The organism is Streptomyces sp. NPDC033180, assembly GCF_055577645.1.
This window is the reverse complement of sequence record NZ_JBVIPU010000017.1, coordinates 75921-95818: the sequence shown is the minus strand read 5'-3', so window position 1 is coordinate 95818 and position 19898 is coordinate 75921. Positions and strand designations below refer to the sequence as shown.

Genomic DNA, 19898 nt, shown 5'->3' with positions numbered 1-19898 from the left:
GCCCCCCTTCTCTCAGGACGTGCTGTCGAGCTCGGCCAGCAGCTGGTTGAGCGCATCGGATGCGTGGTCCGCGGAGGGCTCTGGCTTCGTCCTGTCCGTCGGCCGGCTGCTGCCTGCCGCTGCCACTGCCGCTTGCGCTTCCGCTTCCGCTTCCGCTTCCGCTGTCGAAGAGGCATCGCGGCGTTCGAGCACGTCGGCAAGTTCCGCCGAGAGTCGGCTGATCGTGGGGTGGGACCACACGAGTGCCACAGACAGGCGCAGTCCCAGCTCCTTCTCGAGCCGGTTGCGCAGTTCTACGCCCATCAGGGATTCCAGTCCCAGCTCCGCGAAGAGCAGCTGGTCGGGGTCTGTGCCGGGCAATCCGCCGGGCAAGATGCTGCCGAGCGTGGCGCGCAGCCATTCAGTGAGTCGCGTGCGGCGCTCCTCTCCGCTGACCGCCTGGCCCAACAGCCCCTGCGTGCCGGACGTGGTGGACGAAGCGCTCTCCTGGGGCATCGAGGCCTGGCCGGCCGCGCTGCCCGCGGGGCCGGCGAGTTCCGACAGGTGCCGCAGCGCGACGCCTTGTATCTGGGCCAGAAGTTCTCCGGCGGTGTCCACCAGGGCCAGATCGATGCTGATCTGGTCGTCTGCCTCGTGCAGCCAGCCATAGGCGGTGCCGCGGTCCGCGGACCACAGGCGCGGGGTGACGTGGACGGCTCCGATGCGTGCGACGGTGAACTCGTCCAGTGGCGGAAGGTCCTCGTCGGAGTCGAAGAGCGCATCGGCCAGCGCCGGCAGCGAGGGCTCCAGGAGGCTGGGGCCTTGCGCGGGGCGGCCGGTGGGCAGCTGTGCGGGCACGGTCACCTCGACTTGGGCCATCGCTGATCGGGTGGGGAAGGGGTCGGGTACGGTGCCGGCCGCGACAGTGCACGTGGCGCCGGTGATCCACCGGCCGGATTCGTGGAAGAGGAACGACACCAGCGCTGAGGACGGGTGGGCGGTGTCGCCCCCGCTCAGCAAGGCGAGTTGGAGGGGTACCCCGGGGTCGGCCGGGAGCCGTCGGCGCATGTCCACATCCCGTATCCGGCACACCTCGCCGACGCCCGCCCGGTCTGCCGCCCAGGCAGCCAGTGCGACCAGCTCCGCGGCCGAGAGGGCGGGCCGTCCGGCGACGTGGTGCTCCTCGCGGGTGCTGGGCAGCGTCAGGTCGGCGATGAAGGTGCCCGGCTGCAGCGCCACCTCCGTCAGGACTCCCGGAACGGCCTTGGAGGCGGCGGCGTTATCGGGGGGCTGGTGGGCCTGCTGCCGCTGGAAAGGATGCCCCGGCAACCGGGGTGCCCAGTCACGGGTGACGTCATCGGCCACTGCGGCTGGTCGTCGGCCGTGCTCGTACAACTCGGCAGCCACGTCATACAGGCCGTAGGGCATCGGCCGATCCCGGTAGGCCGTTGCGAGGGCGGCGACGGGCCGGCTGCGGCTCTCAAGGCTTTCACGCAGCGCGACGAGCAGCACCGGGTGAGGGCTGATCTCCAGGAGATGGGTGATGCCGTGGTCGGCCATGGCGACGACGGCCTCCTGGGCCCGGACCGGGCTGGTCAGGTTCTCCTTCCAGTAGGCGGTGTCCAGCCGGCCCTCGAAGCGTGCGCCTTGGACGGAGGAGTAGAAGTCGATCGATTCGGCGCGTTGCTGTGTGGGTTGCTGTCTGGGTTGCTCAATGTGGCCCAGCGTGTCGACGAGTTGTTCGGCGGGGCCATGCATCAGTGGGCCGTGCGAGGGATAGTCCACCTTGACCAGCCGTGCGTCGCGCCCCAGACGTTCGAACTCCGCCATGGCGTCGGCCAGGTCGGCGCCTGCTCCCGAGAGCACACAGGTGCGGGGGCTGTTGTCAGCGGCAACGGTCACGGGGCTGCCCACGCTCAGCAGGATGGCCCTCGCCTCGTCCGCACCCGCCTCGACCACGGCCATGCCGCCCCTGCCCCGTGCGGCCTCCACCGCGTCGTTGCGGGCCCGAAGGACCCGGCAGGCCGTCGCGAGGTCGAGCTTCCCGCCGGCGACGGCCGCGCTCACCTCCCCCATGCTGTGGCCGACCACTGCGTCGGGCCGGATTCCCAGCTCGGCGAGGCCGGCGGTGAGTGCCAGCTGGACGGTCATGATCAGTGGTTGGGCGACGGAGATGTCGTCGAGGTCCGCGCTCTCCTCACCCTGCAGCGCCCGCAGCGGGCTCCATCCCAGCAGGGGGGCGAACGCCGCGTCGATGTCCTCAACACGGCGTGCGAACGCCGGGCTTGTGCGCAGGAGCTCCCTGCCCATGCCGTCCCACTGCGAGCCGTGGCCGGAGTACACGAAGCCCAGTCGCGCGAGGGGAATCTGGGCGGTCGGTGAGATCGGCCGGCCCCGCGCAGCCACCTTCTCCAGCTGCCCGAGGAGTTCTTCCTGGTCGGCTGCGACCAGCCCGGCACGCCACGTGAAGTGGGTGCGGTGGACCGCTGCGGCACGGGCGGCCTCGTGGATCTCAGCCCAGCTGTCGGCTGTCCGTACGTGCTCGGCCCACGAGCCCGCCAGGGCGACCAGCGCATCTTCGTTGCGCGCGGACAGCGGCAACAGGGCAGGCCCGAAGGCCGCCCGCACACCATGCCGTACGGGGGAACGGTCTGGCGTGCGGGCGATTATGGCGGAGGCGTTGGTGCCTCCGAAACCGAAGGAGCTCACAGCCGCGCAGTGCGCCTGATCCGGCCAGGGCAGCTCCGTTGCAGGGACGCGCAGACGGAATGCGTCCAGATCGATGCGCGGGTTGACGTCGGTGAAGTGCGGGTTGCGCGGGATGACGCCCTTGCTGAGGATCAGGGCGGTCTTGATCAGACCGAGGATCCCTGCGGCTGCCTCCAGGTGCCCGATGTTCGCCTTGATCGAGCCGACGGCCAGCTGGGGCCGGTCCTCGCCGAGCGCGCCGGCCAGGGCCGTGGCCAGGGCGCGCGCCTCGATGGGGTCCCCCAGCGGAGTTCCCGTCCCGTGCAGCTCCACGAATCCGAGCTGGTCGGCGGAGGTGACGCCCGCGCGCTGCAGGGCATCGACGATCAGCTCGGTCTGGGCGCGTCCGCTCGGGGCTGTCAGGCCGTTGGTGCGGCCGTCTTGGTTGACGGCGGTCGCGCGGATGACGGCGTGGATGTGGTCGCCGTCTGCGAGCGCGTCGTCCAGGCGTCGCAGGACGACGGCCCCGGCGCCCTCGGATCGTACGTATCCCTTGCCTGCCGCGTCGAAGGTGCGGCAGCGGCCGTCGGGAGCAAGGGCGGTCAGAGCGGCCGCGCCCAGTTGCGCCACCGGCGAGAGCAACGCGTTCACTCCCCCGGCCAGCGCCAGGTCGCACTCGCCTGAGAGCAGGCTCTGGGCCGCCAGGTGCACGGCGACGAGCGAGGAGGAACAGGCGGTGTCCACCGTCAGTGAGGGGCCTCGCAGGTCCCACAGATAGGACAGGCGGTTCGCGGTGATCGCGTGGGCGAGTCCGGGGTTCGTGAACGGTCCGGCTGCGGCCGCCTGAGGCTGAGCTCCCAGAAGTATGGCGTGGTCGTGCGTGGCCTGGCCGAAGAAGACTCCGGTACGGCTTCCTGCCAGGTCGCCGGGGACCACGCCCGCGTTCTCCAGGGCACGCCAGGACACTTCGAGGGCGAGTGCCTGCTGTGGATCCATCACGGCTGCCTCGGCCGGGGAGATCCCGAAGAACGCCGGGTCCCATCGGCCGATGTCTTCGAGGAATCCGCCCCACTGGGCGCCGGCGAGGTGCTCGCCGGCCGCCCGTACGGCGGCGGTGAACTGGGTGCGATCCTCGGGCACTGGGGTGATCTCGTCGCGTCCCTCGAGCAGCAGCTGCCACAGAGCTGTCGGGCTGTCCGCGCCGGGGACCCGGCAGCCGAGCCCGACGACCGCGATGTGGGCGGCTTCGGGGGCCGTGTCAGCCACGGTCGTCCTCCCGCAAGGTCTTGCGGCCAAGGAACTGTGCGAGGTCGTGGATGGTCGGGTGGTCGAAGAGCCATTCCGGCGGCACTTCGAGCCCCAGCCGCTCGCCGGCAGCACCCGAAACGGCCACCACCGCAGCCGAGTCGAGCCCGAGTTCGACGAACGTCATGTGCCAGTCGACGCGTTGCCCATCGGGAAGTTCAAGGTCCGCGGATATCGCGTCCTCCAGCATGGCCGCGATCTCGAGCTCGTTCCCGTTCACCACAGATTCGGTGTTCACCGCTGTCCTCCCTCAGATATGGGCCCCCGGCGCCACAGAGCGACGGGCCTCAGCTCGTCCGCGCTCCACCGCCGGACGGCCTCCTGGCGCCGGACCTTTCCGCTGGTGGTCCGGGGTACCGCTCCGGCGCGCAGCAGGCCGACCGCGGCCACCGGGATGCCGTGCTCCTCCAGCACGGAGTTACGCGCCGCGGCTATGACAGCGTCGTAGTCGACGTGATCGCCGTAGTCGGTCAGTTCGCAGACCAGCACGACCTGTTCGGTCTGCCCCGCCTCGGGGCCGCCGTGGCCCTGCGGCACGCTCAGCGCCGCGGCGCGCGCGGCCAGAGGGTGGCTGTCCTCGACGGTGCCCTCGATGTCGTGGGGATAGTGATTGGTGCCCCGGTGGACGATGACGTCCTTGATGCGGCCCACCACACAGACTTGGTGGTCGTGCCAGACACCTAGATCTCCTGTGCGCAGGTAGGTCCGCTCGCTGTCCTGGTGGGCGGACCGCGCCAGCCGTGCGCGAAAGGTGTGGTCCGACTCCTTCGGGCGGCCCCAGTAGCCGCCCGCCACGCTGGGCCCGTGTACCCAGATCTCGCCGACCTCGCCCTGCTGCTTGCGGACCCGGGTAACGGGATCGACCATCGCGATCTCGGTGTCCCTGGCGAGGGCCTGGCCGCATCCGACCAGGACGGTGTTCCGTGTTCCTTCGCCTGCTGCCACCCGCTGCTGCCCGCCCAGGGCGTCCGCGGAGACCTCGGACAGAGCTGGGGCCGCCTTCTGGCCCAGGCAGCTCACCACCAAGGTGGCCTCAGCGAGCCCGTAGGCGGGCATCATGGCGTGCGGGTCGAAGCCGTAGGGGGCGTAGGCCTTGGCGAACTGCTCGATGGTGCGCGGGCGTACCGGTTCGGCTCCGTTGAGTGCATGGCGCAGGGCCGACAGGTCCAGGCCCTCGCGGCGTTCTTCAGTGATCTTCTGTACGGCCGTCGCGTATCCGAAGTCGGGTGCGATCGTGAAAGTGGCCCGGGTGCGGCTGAGGGTCTGCAGCCACCGCAGCGGGTTGCGCAGGAAACCCGCGGGGGTCGCCATGTGCAGGCTCATCCCTGCCCACAGCGGGTGGCAGACCATGCCGATGAGTCCCATGTCGTGGAAGAGGGGCAGCCATCCTGCCGCCGCCTGTCCCGGCCCCGTTCCCAGGTTGGCGCTCATGTGCGTGACGTTGTGCACGAGGTTGGCGTGCGAGACCATCACCCCCTTCGGGTTCGACGTCGAGCCCGAGGTGTACTGCAGCAGCGCAAGGTGCTCCGGCCGTGACTGCGGTCCGGGGAAACCCGGCCCCGTCCTCGAGCGGTCGGCTGCCTGCGGATCCAGCACCACGGGGTTCAGCCCCGCTGCCCGGCTCACCTCACGGAGCCTCGCGTGCAGGTCCGGTTCCGCGATGATCGCCGAGGGCTCGCAGTCCCGGAGGATCTGTTCGAGCCGATGGTCGTAGGCCCGGCCGGCCCGCGCCGTCGACAGCGTCGGCGGGTGGAAGGTGACGGCCACAGCATCAGCAAAGGCGCAGGCGAAGAAGGAGGCCACGTAGTCCAGGCCGTTGGGCAGGGCGATCAGGACGAAGGGCCGGTTGTGTGTCCGCGACGGGAGGTCTGCCAGGGCCGCCCCCAGGGAGGCGGCGTAGCCGCACAACTGCGCGTAGGTCAGGGACTGTTCGCCGCTCTGCGGCGTCGTGTAGGAGATGGCCGCGGTGTCGCCGCGCCTCTCGGCGTGCGCCGCCAGGGCGTGGGCCAGGGTCTGGCGGTCAGACACGGGGGGCCGGTGTATGACGGGTGGCATCAGGCCTCCCCTCGTCCCCGAGGGCATCGATCATTCCGTCCACAGCGATCTCCGTGAGCCAGCGGTCGACCGCCGCGATGGAGTCGTCCAAGGGCGTGGGGCGGAAGCCGAGTTCGCGCTGCGCGCGGCTCGTGTCGTAGAAGAGTTGGTTGACGGTGAGCTGGGCGTTCTCGGGGACCAGGAAGGGGGATTTGAGCGGGTCCTTGCGGAAGGCGGCGACCAACGCACCGACCCGGCCGGCTGCCGTCACGGCGAAGTTGGGGATCGCGCGCTTGGGCGGCGGGCATCCGATGACGCGGGCCACCTGTGTGAACAGTTCGCGGTAGGTGAGGTTGACCGAGGAGATGATGTAGCGGCGTCCCGGCTTTCCCCGCTGCATGGCTGCTCGCAGGCCCTGGTTCATGTCCTCGACAGAGGTGAACGCGGCCCCTCCCAGCGGGTAGGCCGTCAGCTTCCCCTGGCGTGCGGCCTCCACCAGCATCGCCCAGCCGTAGCGCCGGTCGCTGTAGGGAGCGATACATGCGCTGAGGTTGACGATCACCACTTCGGGGCCGTCGGCCCGCCAGCCGCGGAGCAGTTCGCGCTCCCCGGCCCGTTTCGTGATCATGTAGCTGTTGCTGCAGGCGGACCGGGAGATGTCGAAGTCCTCGTCGGCGAGTTCACCGATGGCCGGGTAGCCGATCGCGGAGATCGAGGAGGCGTGCACGATGCGGCGCACCTCCGCGGCCCGTGCCGCCTTGATGAGGTTGGCGCAGCCCTGCACGTTGACCTGTTCCATGAGGGGGTGCAGCTTGTTGAGGGTCACGGCGATGCCGGCGAAGTGGTAGACCTCGTCGATGCCTTGCAGCGCTTCCTCGAGTGAGGCCGGATCGGTGACGTCGCCGCGCCGGACCTGGCAACGGTGCAGGTGGTGTTCCAGGCCGCCGGGGCCCTCGCCCGGCTGGAGGAGGACGACGACGTCTGCTCCGTCGTCGATGAGGTGGCGCGCGAAGGCGGAGCCAAGGCTCCCGGATGCTCCGGTGATCATCACTCGGGTCACAGGACCAGGTCCTTTCCGTAGACGGCATAGGTGCGGACGGGGTCGGTGCCGGTCTGCGCCATGTAGGAGCGGCTCTGCCAGTTGTGCTCGTGGATCCAGGTGGTGTGTACGTCGCGGTAGGAGCCGATCTGCCCCAGGGCCACCTTGGCGATCTCGCCGACCAGGACGCGCCCGACTCCGAGGCCCTCGTGTTCGGGCCGTACGCCGATCATCAGGACGACGGTGCCCCGAATGTTGGCCTTGAGCTCTGGATAGCGCTCCATGAAGGCGTCGGTGGCTTCACCGTTGGCTACTTTCAGCAGCTCGTTGCCGTCGGCGGCCAGCATGCTGAAGGCGATGGTCTGCCCCTGGTACTCCACGAACCGGGTGAGCCGGGGGTCAAGGAGCTCGCGCAGCTCGCCGAGCTGAAATCGCAGGACCGGCTTGCTGATGGCGACCATGTCGTGGTTGTCGGCGAACGAGGCGGCCAGCAGCTCCTGGACGAGATCGATCTCGCTCTCCCAGCGCTCGGGGTCCAGATCGCGGATGCGGAGACCGAGCCGCTCGGACACTGCCTCTCCGCGGCGTGCCAGGCGGGCCATGGCGTCAGCGTCGTGGTCAGCCCGCCAGCTGAAGGTGTCGGTGTGGAAGTCGCGCTGGTAGCCGGCCTGGGAGAGGAGTTCGGCATAGTGCGGGGGGTTGTGCGGCTGGAACACCGCGGGCTGGTTGTCGAACCCGGCTACGAGAAGTCCGAACTCCTGCGTGGCGCAGTAGGAGTAGGGGCCTGCGATGTGCTCCATGCCGCGGTTGCCCAGCCACTCTTCGGCGGCGGTCAGCAGTGCGGAGGCGACCTGGGGGTCGTCGACGGTCTCGAACCAGCCGAAGAAGCCGGTCTTGCCAAAACGTTCCACGTAGGCGGGGTCGATCGTCGTGGAGATGCGCCCCACGGTCCGGCCGCTCGAGTCGATGGCCAGGAAGTGCTCGATCTCCGCCTCGGAGAAGTACGGGTTGGTATCAGGATCCATGAACCGTTGCACGTCGGAGGAAAGCGGTGGGACCCACCGGTCATCTCCCCTGTAAAGGTCCGCCGCAAAGGAAACGAAACGGTCCACCATCTGGTGACCACGCACAGGAATTACTGACAGCACAAGGTCTTCCTCCCCCTCGACGACCGGAAGCCCGGAATAAGCGAAAGTCGGCTTGAGGAGTTGGCTGAACTTTTTCCATCTCTCACGGGCCGATCGATCTCGGATTCAACCGTCCACGCCGGTGGAAATCAACCATGTTTATCGGCAGGTCCCGACATTTCGACCACTTGCACCTTCTCACCTGCACTTTTAGCTTTGAGATACAGAATTCATTTTCATCTGGCGGGTGGCATGAAAACCGTTTCCAGACAATTGGCAAACGAGCTGGGAACCCTTTGAAATAGCGGATGTGGCGTGTTAGGTTCCATCACTCAAAGCAGGCCGCACGGGAATGAGGTATTCCACTTACATCACCGGATTGGACACTCAGAAAGGAAGTGATCGTGAAGAAATCCGCCGTACTCTGCGGGATAGGCACATGGTTACCCCCGAAGGTGGTGACCAATGACGACCTGTCCGAGCAGCTGGAAACAGACGATGAGTGGATCCGCACCAGAACAGGCATCCGCCAGCGCCACATCGTCGATCCGGGCATGTCTACGGGAGACCTCGCAGTCGAGGCCGGCAGGCGTGCCCTGAAGTCCGCGGGCGGCGAGCCGGTGGATCTGGTCATCCTGGCAACGACCACGCCCGACCACCCGTGCCCGGCCACCGCACCCGCCGTGGCGCACCGGCTGGGCCTCATCGATGTCGCCGCCTGGGACCTGTCAGCCGTCTGCAGCGGCTTCCTCTACGGACTGGCCGCTGCCAGGGGGTTCATCGCGGCCGGTACAGCCAACCGCGTTCTGCTCATCGGCGCCGACGCCTTCTCGACCATCCTGGCTCCGAACGACCGCACCACCCGCCCGATTTTCGGCGACGGCGCGGGTGCCGTCGTCCTACGTGCCGGAGAGCCCGACGAGCCTGGCGCTCTGGGGCCCTCCTCCCTGGGCAGTGACGGCTCCTTGCGTGAACTGATCACCGTCCCGGCAGGCGGTTCGCGTCTCCCGGCCGGCCCTCTGGAGCACTCGAACCCCGACCCCGGGCGCTACTTCACCATGCAGGGCAAGACCGTCTTTCGTCATGCGGTGGCCCGGATGGTGGGAGCTGCGACGGAGGTACGCCACCAGGCCGGCTGGTCCGCATCGGAGGTGGACGCCTTTGTCGCGCACCAGGCCAACTACCGCATCCTGCAAGCAGTCGCGGACAAGCTCGGCATCCCCATGGAGCGGTGCGCCATCAACCTCGCACACGTCGGCAACACCGCCGCCGCCTCCATTCCGCTGGCGCTCGCCGACGCCGCAGCGAGCGGACTGCTCAGGCCCGGACACCGCGCACTGCTGGCCGCCTTCGGCGGCGGCGCCACCTGGGGCGCCGCCGCCCTGACCTGGCCGGACCTCGTCCCGGAACGCACCTGAGCGGCCAACCACGCTTCCTCCTCCTCGCACGGCGCGGATCGCCTCATGCGCTGCGGCCCGCTGAGCACCTGGTCACCACCCACCCAACGTAAGGACTCGCCATGCCCTCCCTGACCCCTTCCGCCCGCTCCCTCGAGGAGCAGATCAGCTCGCTGCTCGAGACCCGGTTCGGTGTCGACGCTGCCACTGCCACCCCCGACGTCACCTTCAACGCACTCGAACTGGACTCACTCGCGCTCGTGGAACTCTCCGACGTCCTGCAGGAACTCTTCGAAGTGCCCATCGCCGATGACGACCTCGGCGCCGAACAGACGATCGGCGAAGCCGCCGCCCTCGTCCAGGCCAAGCTCAACGAACCGGAGCGCATAGGGAAGAAGGCATGATGCGCAGCCCTTTCCATGCGGCGATCACCGGGATCGGCATGGTCACCCCCGCAGGAGCGACCGCGGATGAGACCTGGAAGTCCGTCCTGGCCGGACGTCCCACCGCGGAACCGGACCCGGCACTGGCCGGGCTGCCCGTCGAACTCTCCTGCCGTGCGGCGGAGTTCGACGGCGACGCGGCGCTCGGGCGCCGCGCCGCATGGCGGCTGGACCGTTGCACCCAGCTGGCCCTGGCGGCCGGAGGGGCAGCCGTCGAGGACGCAGGCCTGGCTCCGGACGTCTGGGACGGCCCCCGCGTCGGCACCATCCTGGGAACGGCGTTCGGCGGAATCGGCACGTGGGAGCGTGAGCACCGCAGGCTCATCGAGCTCGGTGCCCAGCGCATATCGCCGCTGACCGTTCCCATGTCGCTGACCAACATAATGGCGGGACGGCTCGCCACGGACCTCAGGGCCGGTGGCCCCAGCTTCGTGACGAGCTCGGCGTGCGCATCAGGCGCCACGGCCATCGGCACGGCCCGCGAGCTACTCCGGTCCGGGGCCTGCGACATCGTGCTCGCGGGGGGCGCGGAGTCCAGCCTCGTGCACTCGGTCGTAGCCGCCTTCGCCAAAGCGGGCGCCCTGTCGCACTACAAGGACGACCCTTCAAAGGCGTCCCGCCCCTTCGACACCGCACGCGACGGCTTCGTCATCGCCGAGGCCTCGGCCGTACTCGTCCTGGAACGCCCTGAACACGCAGAGGCGCGCGGCGCGCAGGCGTACGCGTATGTCAGTGGATACGGCGCGTCCGCCGACGCCGGACATGAGACCCGTCCCGACCCGGAAGGGACGGGCGCCGAGAGGGCGGTGCGGGCCGCTCTGGAAGACGCGGACTTCTCCCCCACCGACGTCACCCACGTCAACGCCCATGGGACCTCCACACCGCTCAACGACGCAGCCGAAGGCCGCATGATCCGCAGAGTCCTCGGAGGTCACCCCATCACCACCTCGGTCAAGGGGGTGCTGGGGCATTCGCTCGGCGCCGCCGGTGCGGTCGAGGCCGCGATCACCGCTCTGTCACTGAAGCACCAGATTGTCCCGATGACCGCTGGACTCACACATCAAGACCCTGCTGTCGACCTCGACATCGTGGCGGGCACGTCCCGTCCCGTGACCATGGAAGCGGCGCTGAGCAATTCCTTCGGATTCGGCGGTCAGAACGCCGTGCTCGTCCTCACCCGGCCGTAGGAGATGACGATGACGACGAGCACCATCGCCGCCGCCCAGGATCCCAACGTGCAGCTGGTCATAGACGTTCTGCCCGCACTCCTGGTCATCCTGATCGTGTCCGCCCTCTGCGGGAAGCTTGCCGTCGCCTTGGGCCAGCCCCGCGTGGTCGGAGAGATGGTCGCCGGCATCGCCCTGGGGCCCACCCTCTTCGGCCGGATCTTCCCCGACGCCCAGCAGTCCTTGTTCACCCCCTCGGTGAAGCCGGTGCTGTATGTACTGAGCACGATCGGTCTCACGCTGTTCATGTTCCTCGTCGGCCTGGGGCTCGATCACGAGAAGGCGCCACGCGGATATCAGCGCACCGCGGCGACGCTGGCCATCTCCAGCATCGTGCCGGCCCTCCTCCTGGGCTGCGGCGCGGGGCTGCTCTTCCATCAGGAGCTGTCCCGGTCCGACGTCAGCCCGGGCATGTTCTCCTTGTTCGTGGGCGGCGCCTTGGCGGTCACGGCGTTTCCGATGCTTGCGCGCATGCTCTACGACCAAGGGCTCGAGCGCTCCCCGCTCGGAGTTCTCGCTCTTCTCGCAGCAGCCGTGGACGACGCCGTGGCCTGGTGCTTCCTGGCATTCATCGTCGCCTTTCACAGCAACGGCGGACTGTCGCAGAGCGTTCGCGTCGTCGTCCTGTCCGCCATCTTCACCGTGCTGATGCTGACCGTCGGACGCAGACTCCTGCGCAAGCTGGGCGAGAAGACACGTGCGCGGGGCGACTTGACCACCGGACAGTTCCATCTCGTACTCATGGTGGTGCTGGCTGCCGGGTGGTTCACCGAGGAGATAGGCGTCTACGCGGTCTTCGGTGGCTTCGTCGTCGGACTGGCCATGCCGCGCGAGAAGACGTTTCAACAAGCGGTCCGGCAGCGGCTCCTGGACACCGTGCAGGTGCTGCTCGTGCCGGTCTTCTTCGCTTTCTCAGGCCTCAACACCGAGATGGGCGGCATCACCGACGCAGGCACACTCCTGCCTCTGGCGGCCCTGCTGTTGGCGGCTTTCGTCGGCAAGTTCAGCGGCAGCCTGGCAGCGATGCGCGCGAACGGTTTCAGCTGGCGCGAGGGATCGGCCATGGGGGCGTTGATGAACGCCCGCGGCCTCATGATCCTCATCTTCGTCAACGTGGGTCTGGCCGAAGGCATCATCAACCAGAAGACGTTCTCGCTCCTCGTGCTGGTCGCCCTTATCACCTCCGCGAGCGCCATGCCCTTGTGCAGACTCTCACTCGGCCGCAGCCCCGTGAGTCTGCTGACAACGCCGCACGAGCCAGCTGATCCGCCTACAGTGTCGAACGAGTACACGAACAGAGGTGGTTGACCGCACCTTCACAGCACCTGAGCCAGAAGCTTGTATATCGACGGGGGAAGGTCGGTACATGGCACACGTATGCCTTCGTTTACTGAAGGCCTTGATCAAGGGCTTGTTGCCCTGCCTCCTGTTGGGGCACGCCCTGTTCGGGCAGGTCGCCCCGCGCCCTACCGCGGAGCAACTGGCCGCGCCCGCTGCCGCGTCGGTGACGGGCGTGTACCAAGCCGCCGACGACGACGGCGCAGACCACGGCCGGCCAGGCGACGCCGTCTGCTGCGAGGAGACGCCCGGTACGGCGGCACTCGACCGGGGCCCGCACACGCCGGCAACGGCCGATCCGCCTTCTCTGACGCCGTCGCCCTTTGCGGAATCCGCAGCGATGGCAGGGACGGCCTCGCCCAGGGGCCCGGACGCACTCACGCAGGCCACCAAGCCGGCCCTTCCGGCGCCATTTCGTCCCACGCTGCAGAGCTGGCTGATCTGACACGACCGAGTCCCCGATGCGCACAGCACGTCGACTCGAGCTTCGTCATGTCAGAAAGGCAGCACCATGCGTTCTGCGAACGGTCTGATAACCCGCCCCTCACCTGAACGCCCGCATCGGCTCGAAGGAACCCGCCGCGCAGGCGAGAGCCTGCCCCAGACCCTGTTCATTTCCTGCACCGAAACCCAGATCGCTCCCACACGGTTCGTCTCACGCCCTGAGCAGCTGTTCGAACTGCGGAACATCGGGAACATCGTGCCTCCGTACAACCCCAAGGTCGTCTCTGGCGCGATCGCCACCATCGACTACGCCCTTTCGCTCACCAACCTGCGTGACGTAGTGATCGCGGGGCATTCAGGCTGTGGCGCCGTGGCAGTGCTGCTCAACCAGGAGCACAGCGCCTCGCCCGCCCTGAGCCGGTGGCTGGTCGTCGGTAGTTCACGAGCGGCCTGCCAAGACGCCGCCGGCGGGCGGGCATCAGGCGCCATGGGCAAAGACGCTCTGGACCGCGCAGCCCGGGCACATCTCCTCATCCAGCTCGCGCACCTGGCCCAGTACCCCGGCCTCGAATCCGGCCAGAACAGTGGGCGTCTTCGACTCCGTGCCCTGTTCCACAGGGCTGAGTCCGCGACGACGGAGGTGTACTCGCCACGCGATGACTCGTTCAGGCCTCTGGCGCGGGAGGGCAGCGGACGGCGGCGCTGACGAACGCTCGCACGAAGGGATCTTTCCGTGCGCTCCCGCCTCAGCAAGCGGCTCGAGGCCTGCTCGGGGTGGGGGCGCCGGACAGTCCCTCCCCCCTCCAACCCCCCAACCGCGTGCAGGTGGACGTCCCCAGGTGTCGGTACGCGTTCCTCAGCGCACCCCCTGTGAGGAGCGCACCCCCTGTGAGGCCACAACGTCGTCGCTGAGCAGGTGAATTGGTTCAGGAGTCCGACTCGTCGCCGCCCGGCTCGCTGCGCGGCCCGCACCGTACCGTGCTGCGCACGACAACCTCCTTGAAGGCCGCCGCGGCGCGACCTGTCAGGACGAGCCCGCGCGGGCGGTCGTCGGCGCGCGTGAACTGGACGACACCGTCACGTCGGCCAAGGCTGATGTTGGTGAAGGTGTAACCGATCCGGACGGGCCCGGGTTCCCGGCCCGCCAGGCGGGCCGCAACGACGTCGGCCACACCCCGGCCCATGGGCAGGGCCGCCTGGCAGGACATGCGGCTCGGTGCTCCGCCCACCGACACCGCAGCAGCCGCGTCGCCGACGGCGTACACCTCAGGGTGCGAGATCGAGCGCAGGGTGGCGTCGACGAGCATCCGGCCGCTCTCATCCGTCGCGAATCCTGCCGCGCGTGCCAGCTCCGGCGCCTGGAACCCGGTGGTCCACACGACGGCATCGGCGGCGAACGACGCGCCGTCGCGCGTGTCCAAGCCGTCCTCCCGCACCGCCGTGACCAGGGTCTTCGGATGAACCGAGACGCCCAGCCGGTCGAGAGCGCGCCGCAGGTGAGTCCGGGCGCGCGGCGCGAGCCCGGACCCCACGTCATCGGAACCGGTGAACAGCCTGACTCGCAACTCTGGGTAACTCTCGGCCAGTTCCGAGGCTGTTTCCAGTCCGGTCAGCCCTGCGCCGACCACCGCGACAGTGCCGCCCGACGCGATCTCGGCAACCCTGTGCCGCAACCGTGTTGCCTGCTCAGGATCGGCGACTGCGTACGCGTGCTCGACCACCCCCGGGACATCGTCGAGCCGCGCCCGGCTGCCCACCGCGTACACCAGGGTGTCGTAGCCGATAGCCTCGGGCACGGTGTCCATCCACACGCCCCGGCCGGGGGTGTCGATCGCGGTCACGCGTCCGACGACCAGCTGGACCGATGCGGCACTGAGCTGTTGACGCAACGACAGTGCCGCCAGTCGCTGCCCAGCGGCCAGCTGATGGAGCCGGACCCGTTCGACGAACCGGTCCGAGGGGTTGACCAGCGTGATGGTGACATCGCTGCGGCGCAGCTTGCGGGCAAGGTGCTTGGCCGCCAGCAGACCGGCGTAACCGGCGCCCACGACGACGAGGCGATGACTCATGGCTTGACTTCCTCTGTGACTACGGGCGGCCTCGGTGCCACCGCGGACAATCGGGCGCCGTGCGTCGGTGTCAGGCAGCGGACCTGGCCACCGCAACCGCCCAGGTGATGTACAGGATGTTGGTCACCAGCCGAGCCACCGCACCGACCGGCCGCTCCAGCAGCCGGGGCCGGTCCGGGCGCGCGCGGCGCAGCGCGTCCAGGTGGGACACCAAGTAACAGGTGATCAGGACGGCGGCGCCCCAACCCCCGGACTGCCTGCCGCACGGCACCAGCATCAGCGCACCCACCATGACCTCCGCCGCCCCACTGGCGGCAACGAGGAGCCGCTCCCGGCCGAGCCATGCGGGTACCAGCGTGCGGAAATAGCCGGGGGCCAGAAAGTGTGCGACTCCCGTGGCGATCAGGAACACCGCCAGGGCAACGGAAGCGATAGCGTGCATGGCACCATGATCGAATCACCTCGTGCCTGGGCGCTTGAACAAAACGATCGCCGCATCGTCTTCGCCTCGGGCCCCGAGGCGACGATGTTCGCGGAGTCCCGCCCCTTCCGCGTCGCTCAACACCGGCTGCCCGCTTGGAAAGCCGTGCTGCCGATCGGCGGCCACGCCGAACTCCTCCAGCCGGGACGGCCCGTGGTGGCGGCGCCCGGGCTGATCGTTCCGCCCCAGCTGGCCCACACCTGTGCGTCGACCTCTGCCTACATCGCCCTGTTCATCGACTCCTGGCTGCTGCCCTCGAGCCAGGGGCCGATACGGCTCGGTGCAGGCGAGGTCCGCCGCTTGCTCGCCGCGCTCGGCATCACCGATTCCGACAGCCCCGGCACCTGCGTGGACCTGGCCGCCGGATACGCCGAGCTGCGGACACTCGCTGGGCGCCCCTCCCTACTCGATGCGAGAGTCGCCCACGCTGTCCACCTGTGCATGGTGCGCGATCCGGACATGCCCATCACCTCCGTCGCCACCGAGGTCGGCCTGTCGGCCCCGCGGCTGCGCACCCTGGTCCGGCAGGACGTGGGCATAACGCTTGCCCGCCTGCGCCGTTGGGGCCGACTCCGCGCCGCGATCGCCGATTTGCCGGACTCGACTGCCGCCCGGGCCGCAGCCACCGCGGGCTTCGCCGACCAGGCCCACCTCGCGCGTACCGCGCGGGACTTCATCGGGCGTACATCTGCCTCTCTGCAACGCGCTGATAACTGATGCTGGCCCGAACTCCCGGTAGCCAACCGGTCCAAGACTCACCTGAAACCACCAAGCGGCCACCACGACGCGATGCCTGCCGGGGCAGGCTCGTAAACCTTCGCGATGTCCGCTGAGAGGTCGTAGTCTGCCCGCTTGGTTTCGTACTGTCCGCCGAACGCGCCGCCTCATGGGCGTACCGGACGACGAACACACCAGCCCGGGTGATCCGGATACTGGCAGCGGAGGATCGAGACCCGCGTCGTGGCCACCCGTTCGTCACGCTGGTCAACAGGCCCGAGATATGCGCGGTGACCGGCGAGTACATGTTCCACAACGAAATGCGAAGCATCATGAAACTGCAGACTCTGACTACCTGCTCCCTGGCCACGGTCACCGGCGCAGTGCTCCTGACGGGGTGCTCGCAGGGCGACTCCGCTGCCTCGAAGACTCCGGCGGACACGCAGCACAAGAAGTCGTCCAGCAGCACGTTCGAGGTGCGCGGCCCTGCCTCTGAGCTCAGCGTGGACACGACGGCCGGTGACGTCCACGTCGTCGCCTCGGACCGCTCTGGCTTGAGGGTGACCGAGAAGATCACGTATTCGGCTGACAAGCCGAGGACATCCCACAGTTCACGTGGCGGAAAGATCACACTCAAGGATCACGACTGCCGGTCGGGGAGCTGCTCGGTCAGCTACCGGATCGAGGTTCCCGAACGCTTGGCCTCCAAGGTTTCCAGCGGGGGCGGCGACATCACCGGGGCGGGTCTGACCGGGGACACGGTCGCCGAGACGAACGGCGGTGATGTGGATCTCGCGTTCGCCAAGGCTCCGACTGACATCGATGCCTTCAGCGCGGGCGGCGACGTCGGCATTGATCTGCCGGCCGGAGAGTACGCGGTGCAGACCCAGGCCAAGGGTGGAGACCGCACCGTCGGCGTGAAGACCGACAAGGGCTCGGTGCACAAGGTCAAGGCGCGCAGCAACGGCGGCGACGTGGTGGTCGCACAGCACTGACGTGCCAGTCAGACGCCGCCGATGCAGAGCCCCGGAACGCACGCCTTCTGTAGTCGGCTTGGCACGGCCTCGGGGCTCGTCTGAACCTCACGGACGGGGCAGCAGCATGCCGAGCGCCTGGTCGGCGAGTGCGGCCGTGGAGTCGAGGACGGGCATGATGCGCTGCGCCTCGCCTGCGACCAGCGGGATCTCAGTGCAGGCGGCGATGGCCATCTCCGCTCCTGCCTCCTGAAGTTCGCTGACAGCGGCTGCGATGTCATCCCGCGCCCGACCGGTGTCACCACCCTCTTTGACGTCGGCGATGGCACGGTTGACCCGGCGCGTCTGCGTGTCCGGGACGACATGGACGATCTGAAGGCCCAGCCGTTCGCCCGCCACGTCGTACAGGCGCGCGACGCGGGTTCCCTCGGTGGCAAGGACACCGACCCGTTCCAGGGAGGGCTGGAGGGTGCAGCAGGCTCTGAGGGCGGCGGAAACCATGTCGAGGATGGGTATGTCGGTGTGGCTGCGCAGTGTGTCCCGGTAGGCGTGGGCGGTGTTGCAGGGGATGGCGAGGCATGTGGCGCGGGCCTGGTTGAGCCAGGACACGCCGGTGAGCATGGCGCCGAGGGGGCAAGGGCCACGTCCCAGCAGAGCCTCCGTGCGATCGGGCACCGTGGGGTCGGCCCAGATCACGACGGGGAGGTGTTCCTGGTCCCGCTGAGCCGGTGTGCGTTCGATGAGGCGGCGGTAGAAGTGGGCGGTGGCCATCGGGCCCATGCCGCCGAGGATGCCGAGCAACGGGCGCACGGCTCCTGGCACTGCCGTGGCCGGTTCGGCCCGGGTGCGCTCTGCACCCATAGTGTGCGGTGCCGCTCCGGCGGTGCTCTTCAATGCCGTTTGCATGCGGAGAAGTCTTGGGCTACCAGGGCGCTGCGCGCTTCGTCAGAGGGTCCGAAGACTCGGCGGCCGACCTGTGCCGGCGTCCCATCCGGCACGGTTGCGGCGCCAATGGCAGGCGTCGGGTCGACGGGTCGTTCAGGGGTACGGAGAGCTTCCCTGATGTTGGGATTTCACGACGAACTCTGGCCCACCGCACTCGCTTAGCGTCGCAGGCATGTATCTGAGGAGGAGTCGAAGGTGACCGAAGATCTGCACAGCCGCGCGGTCGTCGCCGACACGCACAATGATCTGCTGATGTCGGTGGTGGAGCGGCCCCCGCACCGGTGGGCGGAGTTCTTCCGCGAGCGGTGGCTTCCGCAGCTGCGCGAGGGCGGGGTGGACATTCAGGTCCTGCCGGTGTTCGTGGACGACCAGTTCCGCCCCGAGGGGGCGCTGCGCCGCACCCTGAGGATGATCGAGTGCGCGCACGTTCTCGCCGAGGGGAACCCCGATCACGTACGCCTGTGCCTGGACGGCGATGACATCGATGCCGCCATTGCGGAGGGTCGGATCGCGCTGGTGCTCGCTCTGGAGAGCGCGCCCGGCGTGGACGCGGACGTGGAGCTGTTCCGGACGCTGCACCGGCTCGGGCTACGGATGGCCTCGATCGCTCACTGGGGGCGCTCGGCGCTCGGCGACGGCAGCGGTGAGGACGCCACCGGGTCCAGGCTCACCAGCGACGGTGTCGAGGCACTGCGTGAGCTGGAGCGCCTGGGCGTCGTGTTCGACATCTCCCATCTGGGAGCGGCCGGTGTGGCGCACGTGCTGGAGTTCGCGGAACGGCCGTTGATCGCCTCGCACTCCGCGGTCCGCGCACTGTGCGATCACCACCGCAACCTGACCGACGAGCAGATCCGGGGTGTCGCGGCCACCGGCGGTGTCGTCTGCGTCAACTTCGTCCCCGACTTCCTGGCTGCGGAGCGAGAACAGCAGACGATCGACCGGATCGTCGATCACATCGAGTACGTCATCGACCTGGTCGGCAGCGACCATGTCGGCATCGGCCCGGACTTCCTGCGGGAGGTCGCCGCGGACATCACCCCGCCCTGCTGCGACGGCGGCGACTACACCGGGGTCGCCCTCGATGCCTCACTGCCGGGTCTTGACGGGCCCGCCGAGTTGCCCGCGCTGACAAAGGCCCTGTTCAGGCGAGGGCTTGACGAGGACACCATCCGTGCGGTCCTGGGCGGCAACGTGCAGCGGCTCTTCCGCGAGCAGCTGGGCAGGGCGCGCTGAGCGGCGCGACGCCTGGGCAGCCGTCGCTTCATCTTCCCGATGCTCGCGGACCTTGAGGAGCCTGTGGTGTGCGAGTCGTTCTCCGCCGACCCCGGCTGCCGTGGCCCGCAGTGCGGAAGTCGTGGCCGCCCATGGAGCCCGCCATCTCGGTACCGAGCCCGAGCGCCTGGGCAGCGACAGCGTCACGCACCTGCGGTCGACGTTCGGCGCCGCCCTCGTACGGGAGGCATCGGCCGCTCTGGCCTCGCTCGCCGGCCAGGCCGACGTCGAGGCCCGCGACGTCTGGCACATCACCGCGGTCCCCACAGTGATCAAGGCAAGGAGTGGATCCAGCTGTAGCGGCGATCCGCCGGACAGTTGTGAGACGGCCCCTGGGGCAGGTCCTTCGCGGACCCGTCCCAGGGGCCGCCGTGTGTCCCGGGCAGCGCACCGGCCTCGGCAGCGCGACGAGACACGCAG

At 68.8% G+C, this 19898-nt stretch carries 17 protein-coding genes; 9 read left to right on the top strand and 8 right to left on the bottom strand.

Annotation, left to right across the window (positions count from 1 at the left end):
• Positions 1-12: 12 nt before the first annotated feature.
• The 5 genes from ACZ5WE_RS33020 to ACZ5WE_RS33000 are packed head-to-tail and all read right to left on the bottom strand — an operon-like array spanning position 13 to position 8070.
• Positions 13-3933 carry a type I polyketide synthase gene (locus ACZ5WE_RS33020; protein WP_467694120.1) on the bottom strand — a complete coding sequence of 1307 codons (3921 nt, stop codon included), beginning with the start codon at positions 3931-3933 and terminating at the stop codon, positions 13-15.
• Complete coding sequence (locus ACZ5WE_RS33015) at positions 3926-4210, bottom strand: acyl carrier protein (protein ID WP_467694118.1); 285 nt, start codon at positions 4208-4210, stop codon at positions 3926-3928. The genes ACZ5WE_RS33020 and ACZ5WE_RS33015 overlap by 8 nt, the downstream gene beginning before the upstream one ends.
• Positions 4207-6000 carry a fatty acyl-AMP ligase gene (locus ACZ5WE_RS33010; protein ID WP_467694117.1) on the bottom strand — a complete coding sequence of 598 codons (1794 nt, stop codon included), beginning with the start codon at positions 5998-6000 and terminating at the stop codon, positions 4207-4209. The genes ACZ5WE_RS33015 and ACZ5WE_RS33010 overlap by 4 nt, the downstream gene beginning before the upstream one ends.
• Positions 5993-7066, bottom strand: a complete 1074-nt coding sequence (locus ACZ5WE_RS33005) for an SDR family NAD(P)-dependent oxidoreductase (RefSeq protein ID WP_467694115.1) — start codon at positions 7064-7066, stop codon at positions 5993-5995. The genes ACZ5WE_RS33010 and ACZ5WE_RS33005 overlap by 8 nt, the downstream gene beginning before the upstream one ends.
• A complete protein-coding gene (locus tag ACZ5WE_RS33000) occupies positions 7063-8070 on the bottom strand; it encodes a hypothetical protein (RefSeq protein ID WP_467694113.1) in 1008 nt (335 codons plus the stop codon). The genes ACZ5WE_RS33005 and ACZ5WE_RS33000 overlap by 4 nt, the downstream gene beginning before the upstream one ends.
• Before the next feature lie 506 nt (positions 8071-8576).
• Here ACZ5WE_RS33000 and ACZ5WE_RS32995 point away from each other — a divergent pair.
• The 6 genes from ACZ5WE_RS32995 (at position 8577) to ACZ5WE_RS32970 (ending at position 13726) form a co-directional block, all read left to right on the top strand.
• Positions 8577-9590 carry a beta-ketoacyl-ACP synthase III gene (locus ACZ5WE_RS32995; protein ID WP_467694111.1) on the top strand — a complete coding sequence of 338 codons (1014 nt, stop codon included), beginning with the start codon at positions 8577-8579 and terminating at the stop codon, positions 9588-9590.
• A gap of 101 nt (positions 9591-9691) precedes the next feature.
• Positions 9692-9973, top strand: coding sequence for an acyl carrier protein (locus tag ACZ5WE_RS32990; protein WP_467694110.1), 282 nt, complete (start codon positions 9692-9694; stop codon positions 9971-9973).
• Positions 9970-11199 (top strand): beta-ketoacyl-[acyl-carrier-protein] synthase family protein, encoded by a 1230-nt coding sequence (locus tag ACZ5WE_RS32985; protein WP_467694109.1) that lies wholly within the window; start codon positions 9970-9972, stop codon positions 11197-11199. Before ACZ5WE_RS32990 ends, ACZ5WE_RS32985 begins: the two co-directional genes overlap by 4 nt.
• Before the next feature lie 9 nt (positions 11200-11208).
• Positions 11209-12546 carry a cation:proton antiporter gene (locus ACZ5WE_RS32980; protein WP_467694108.1) on the top strand — a complete coding sequence of 446 codons (1338 nt, stop codon included), beginning with the start codon at positions 11209-11211 and terminating at the stop codon, positions 12544-12546.
• A 91-nt stretch (positions 12547-12637) separates the two neighbouring features.
• Positions 12638-13021, top strand: a complete 384-nt coding sequence (locus ACZ5WE_RS32975; RefSeq protein ID WP_469157310.1) for a hypothetical protein — start codon at positions 12638-12640, stop codon at positions 13019-13021.
• 66 nt (positions 13022-13087) lie between these two features.
• Entirely contained in the window at positions 13088-13726 is a 639-nt protein-coding gene (locus ACZ5WE_RS32970) for a carbonic anhydrase (RefSeq protein WP_467694104.1), read from the top strand.
• A 220-nt stretch (positions 13727-13946) separates the two neighbouring features.
• Here the strand turns inward: ACZ5WE_RS32970 and ACZ5WE_RS32965 are convergent, their stop codons facing one another.
• A complete protein-coding gene (locus tag ACZ5WE_RS32965; RefSeq protein ID WP_467694102.1) occupies positions 13947-15089 on the bottom strand; it encodes an NAD(P)/FAD-dependent oxidoreductase in 1143 nt (380 codons plus the stop codon).
• Positions 15090-15159: 70 nt separating this feature from the next.
• Positions 15160-15531, bottom strand: a complete 372-nt coding sequence (locus tag ACZ5WE_RS32960; protein ID WP_467694100.1) for a MauE/DoxX family redox-associated membrane protein — start codon at positions 15529-15531, stop codon at positions 15160-15162.
• 6 nt (positions 15532-15537) lie between these two features.
• Between ACZ5WE_RS32960 and ACZ5WE_RS32955 the strand changes: the two genes are divergently transcribed.
• Both ACZ5WE_RS32955 and ACZ5WE_RS32950 read left to right on the top strand, forming a co-directional pair.
• The gene (locus ACZ5WE_RS32955; protein ID WP_467694098.1) at positions 15538-16287 is read left to right on the top strand and encodes a helix-turn-helix domain-containing protein; all 750 of its coding nucleotides are present in this window, start codon (positions 15538-15540) and stop codon (positions 16285-16287) included.
• Between the two features lie 332 nt (positions 16288-16619).
• The gene (locus ACZ5WE_RS32950; RefSeq protein WP_467694096.1) at positions 16620-17282 is read left to right on the top strand and encodes a DUF4097 family beta strand repeat-containing protein; all 663 of its coding nucleotides are present in this window, start codon (positions 16620-16622) and stop codon (positions 17280-17282) included.
• Positions 17283-17369: 87 nt separating this feature from the next.
• On the opposite strand, the gene cuyB is transcribed toward ACZ5WE_RS32950, so the two are convergent.
• Entirely contained in the window at positions 17370-18071 is a 702-nt protein-coding gene (gene cuyB, locus ACZ5WE_RS32945; RefSeq protein WP_467694094.1) for a cysteate racemase, read from the bottom strand.
• 330 nt (positions 18072-18401) lie between these two features.
• Between cuyB and ACZ5WE_RS32940 the strand changes: the two genes are divergently transcribed.
• Positions 18402-19439 carry a dipeptidase gene (locus ACZ5WE_RS32940; RefSeq protein ID WP_467694093.1) on the top strand — a complete coding sequence of 346 codons (1038 nt, stop codon included), beginning with the start codon at positions 18402-18404 and terminating at the stop codon, positions 19437-19439.
• The last annotated feature ends 459 nt before the right edge of the window (positions 19440-19898 follow it).

Excerpts from the sequence above, each read along its gene's own strand:
- ACZ5WE_RS33000 (WP_467694113.1), bottom strand. The coding sequence starts at position 8,070 with ATGGATCCTGATACCAACCCGTACTTCTCCGAGGCGGAGATCGAGCAC.
- ACZ5WE_RS32990 (WP_467694110.1), top strand. The coding sequence starts at position 9,692 with ATGCCCTCCCTGACCCCTTCCGCCCGCTCCCTCGAGGAGCAGATCAGC.
- ACZ5WE_RS32985 (WP_467694109.1), top strand. The coding sequence starts at position 9,970 with ATGATGCGCAGCCCTTTCCATGCGGCGATCACCGGGATCGGCATGGTC.
- ACZ5WE_RS32980 (WP_467694108.1), top strand. The coding sequence starts at position 11,209 with ATGACGACGAGCACCATCGCCGCCGCCCAGGATCCCAACGTGCAGCTG.
- ACZ5WE_RS32970 (WP_467694104.1), top strand. The coding sequence starts at position 13,088 with ATGCGTTCTGCGAACGGTCTGATAACCCGCCCCTCACCTGAACGCCCG.
- ACZ5WE_RS32965 (WP_467694102.1), bottom strand. The coding sequence starts at position 15,089 with ATGAGTCATCGCCTCGTCGTCGTGGGCGCCGGTTACGCCGGTCTGCTG.
- ACZ5WE_RS32960 (WP_467694100.1), bottom strand. The coding sequence starts at position 15,531 with ATGCACGCTATCGCTTCCGTTGCCCTGGCGGTGTTCCTGATCGCCACG.
- ACZ5WE_RS32955 (WP_467694098.1), top strand. The coding sequence starts at position 15,538 with ATGATCGAATCACCTCGTGCCTGGGCGCTTGAACAAAACGATCGCCGC.
- ACZ5WE_RS32950 (WP_467694096.1), top strand. The coding sequence starts at position 16,620 with ATGAAACTGCAGACTCTGACTACCTGCTCCCTGGCCACGGTCACCGGC.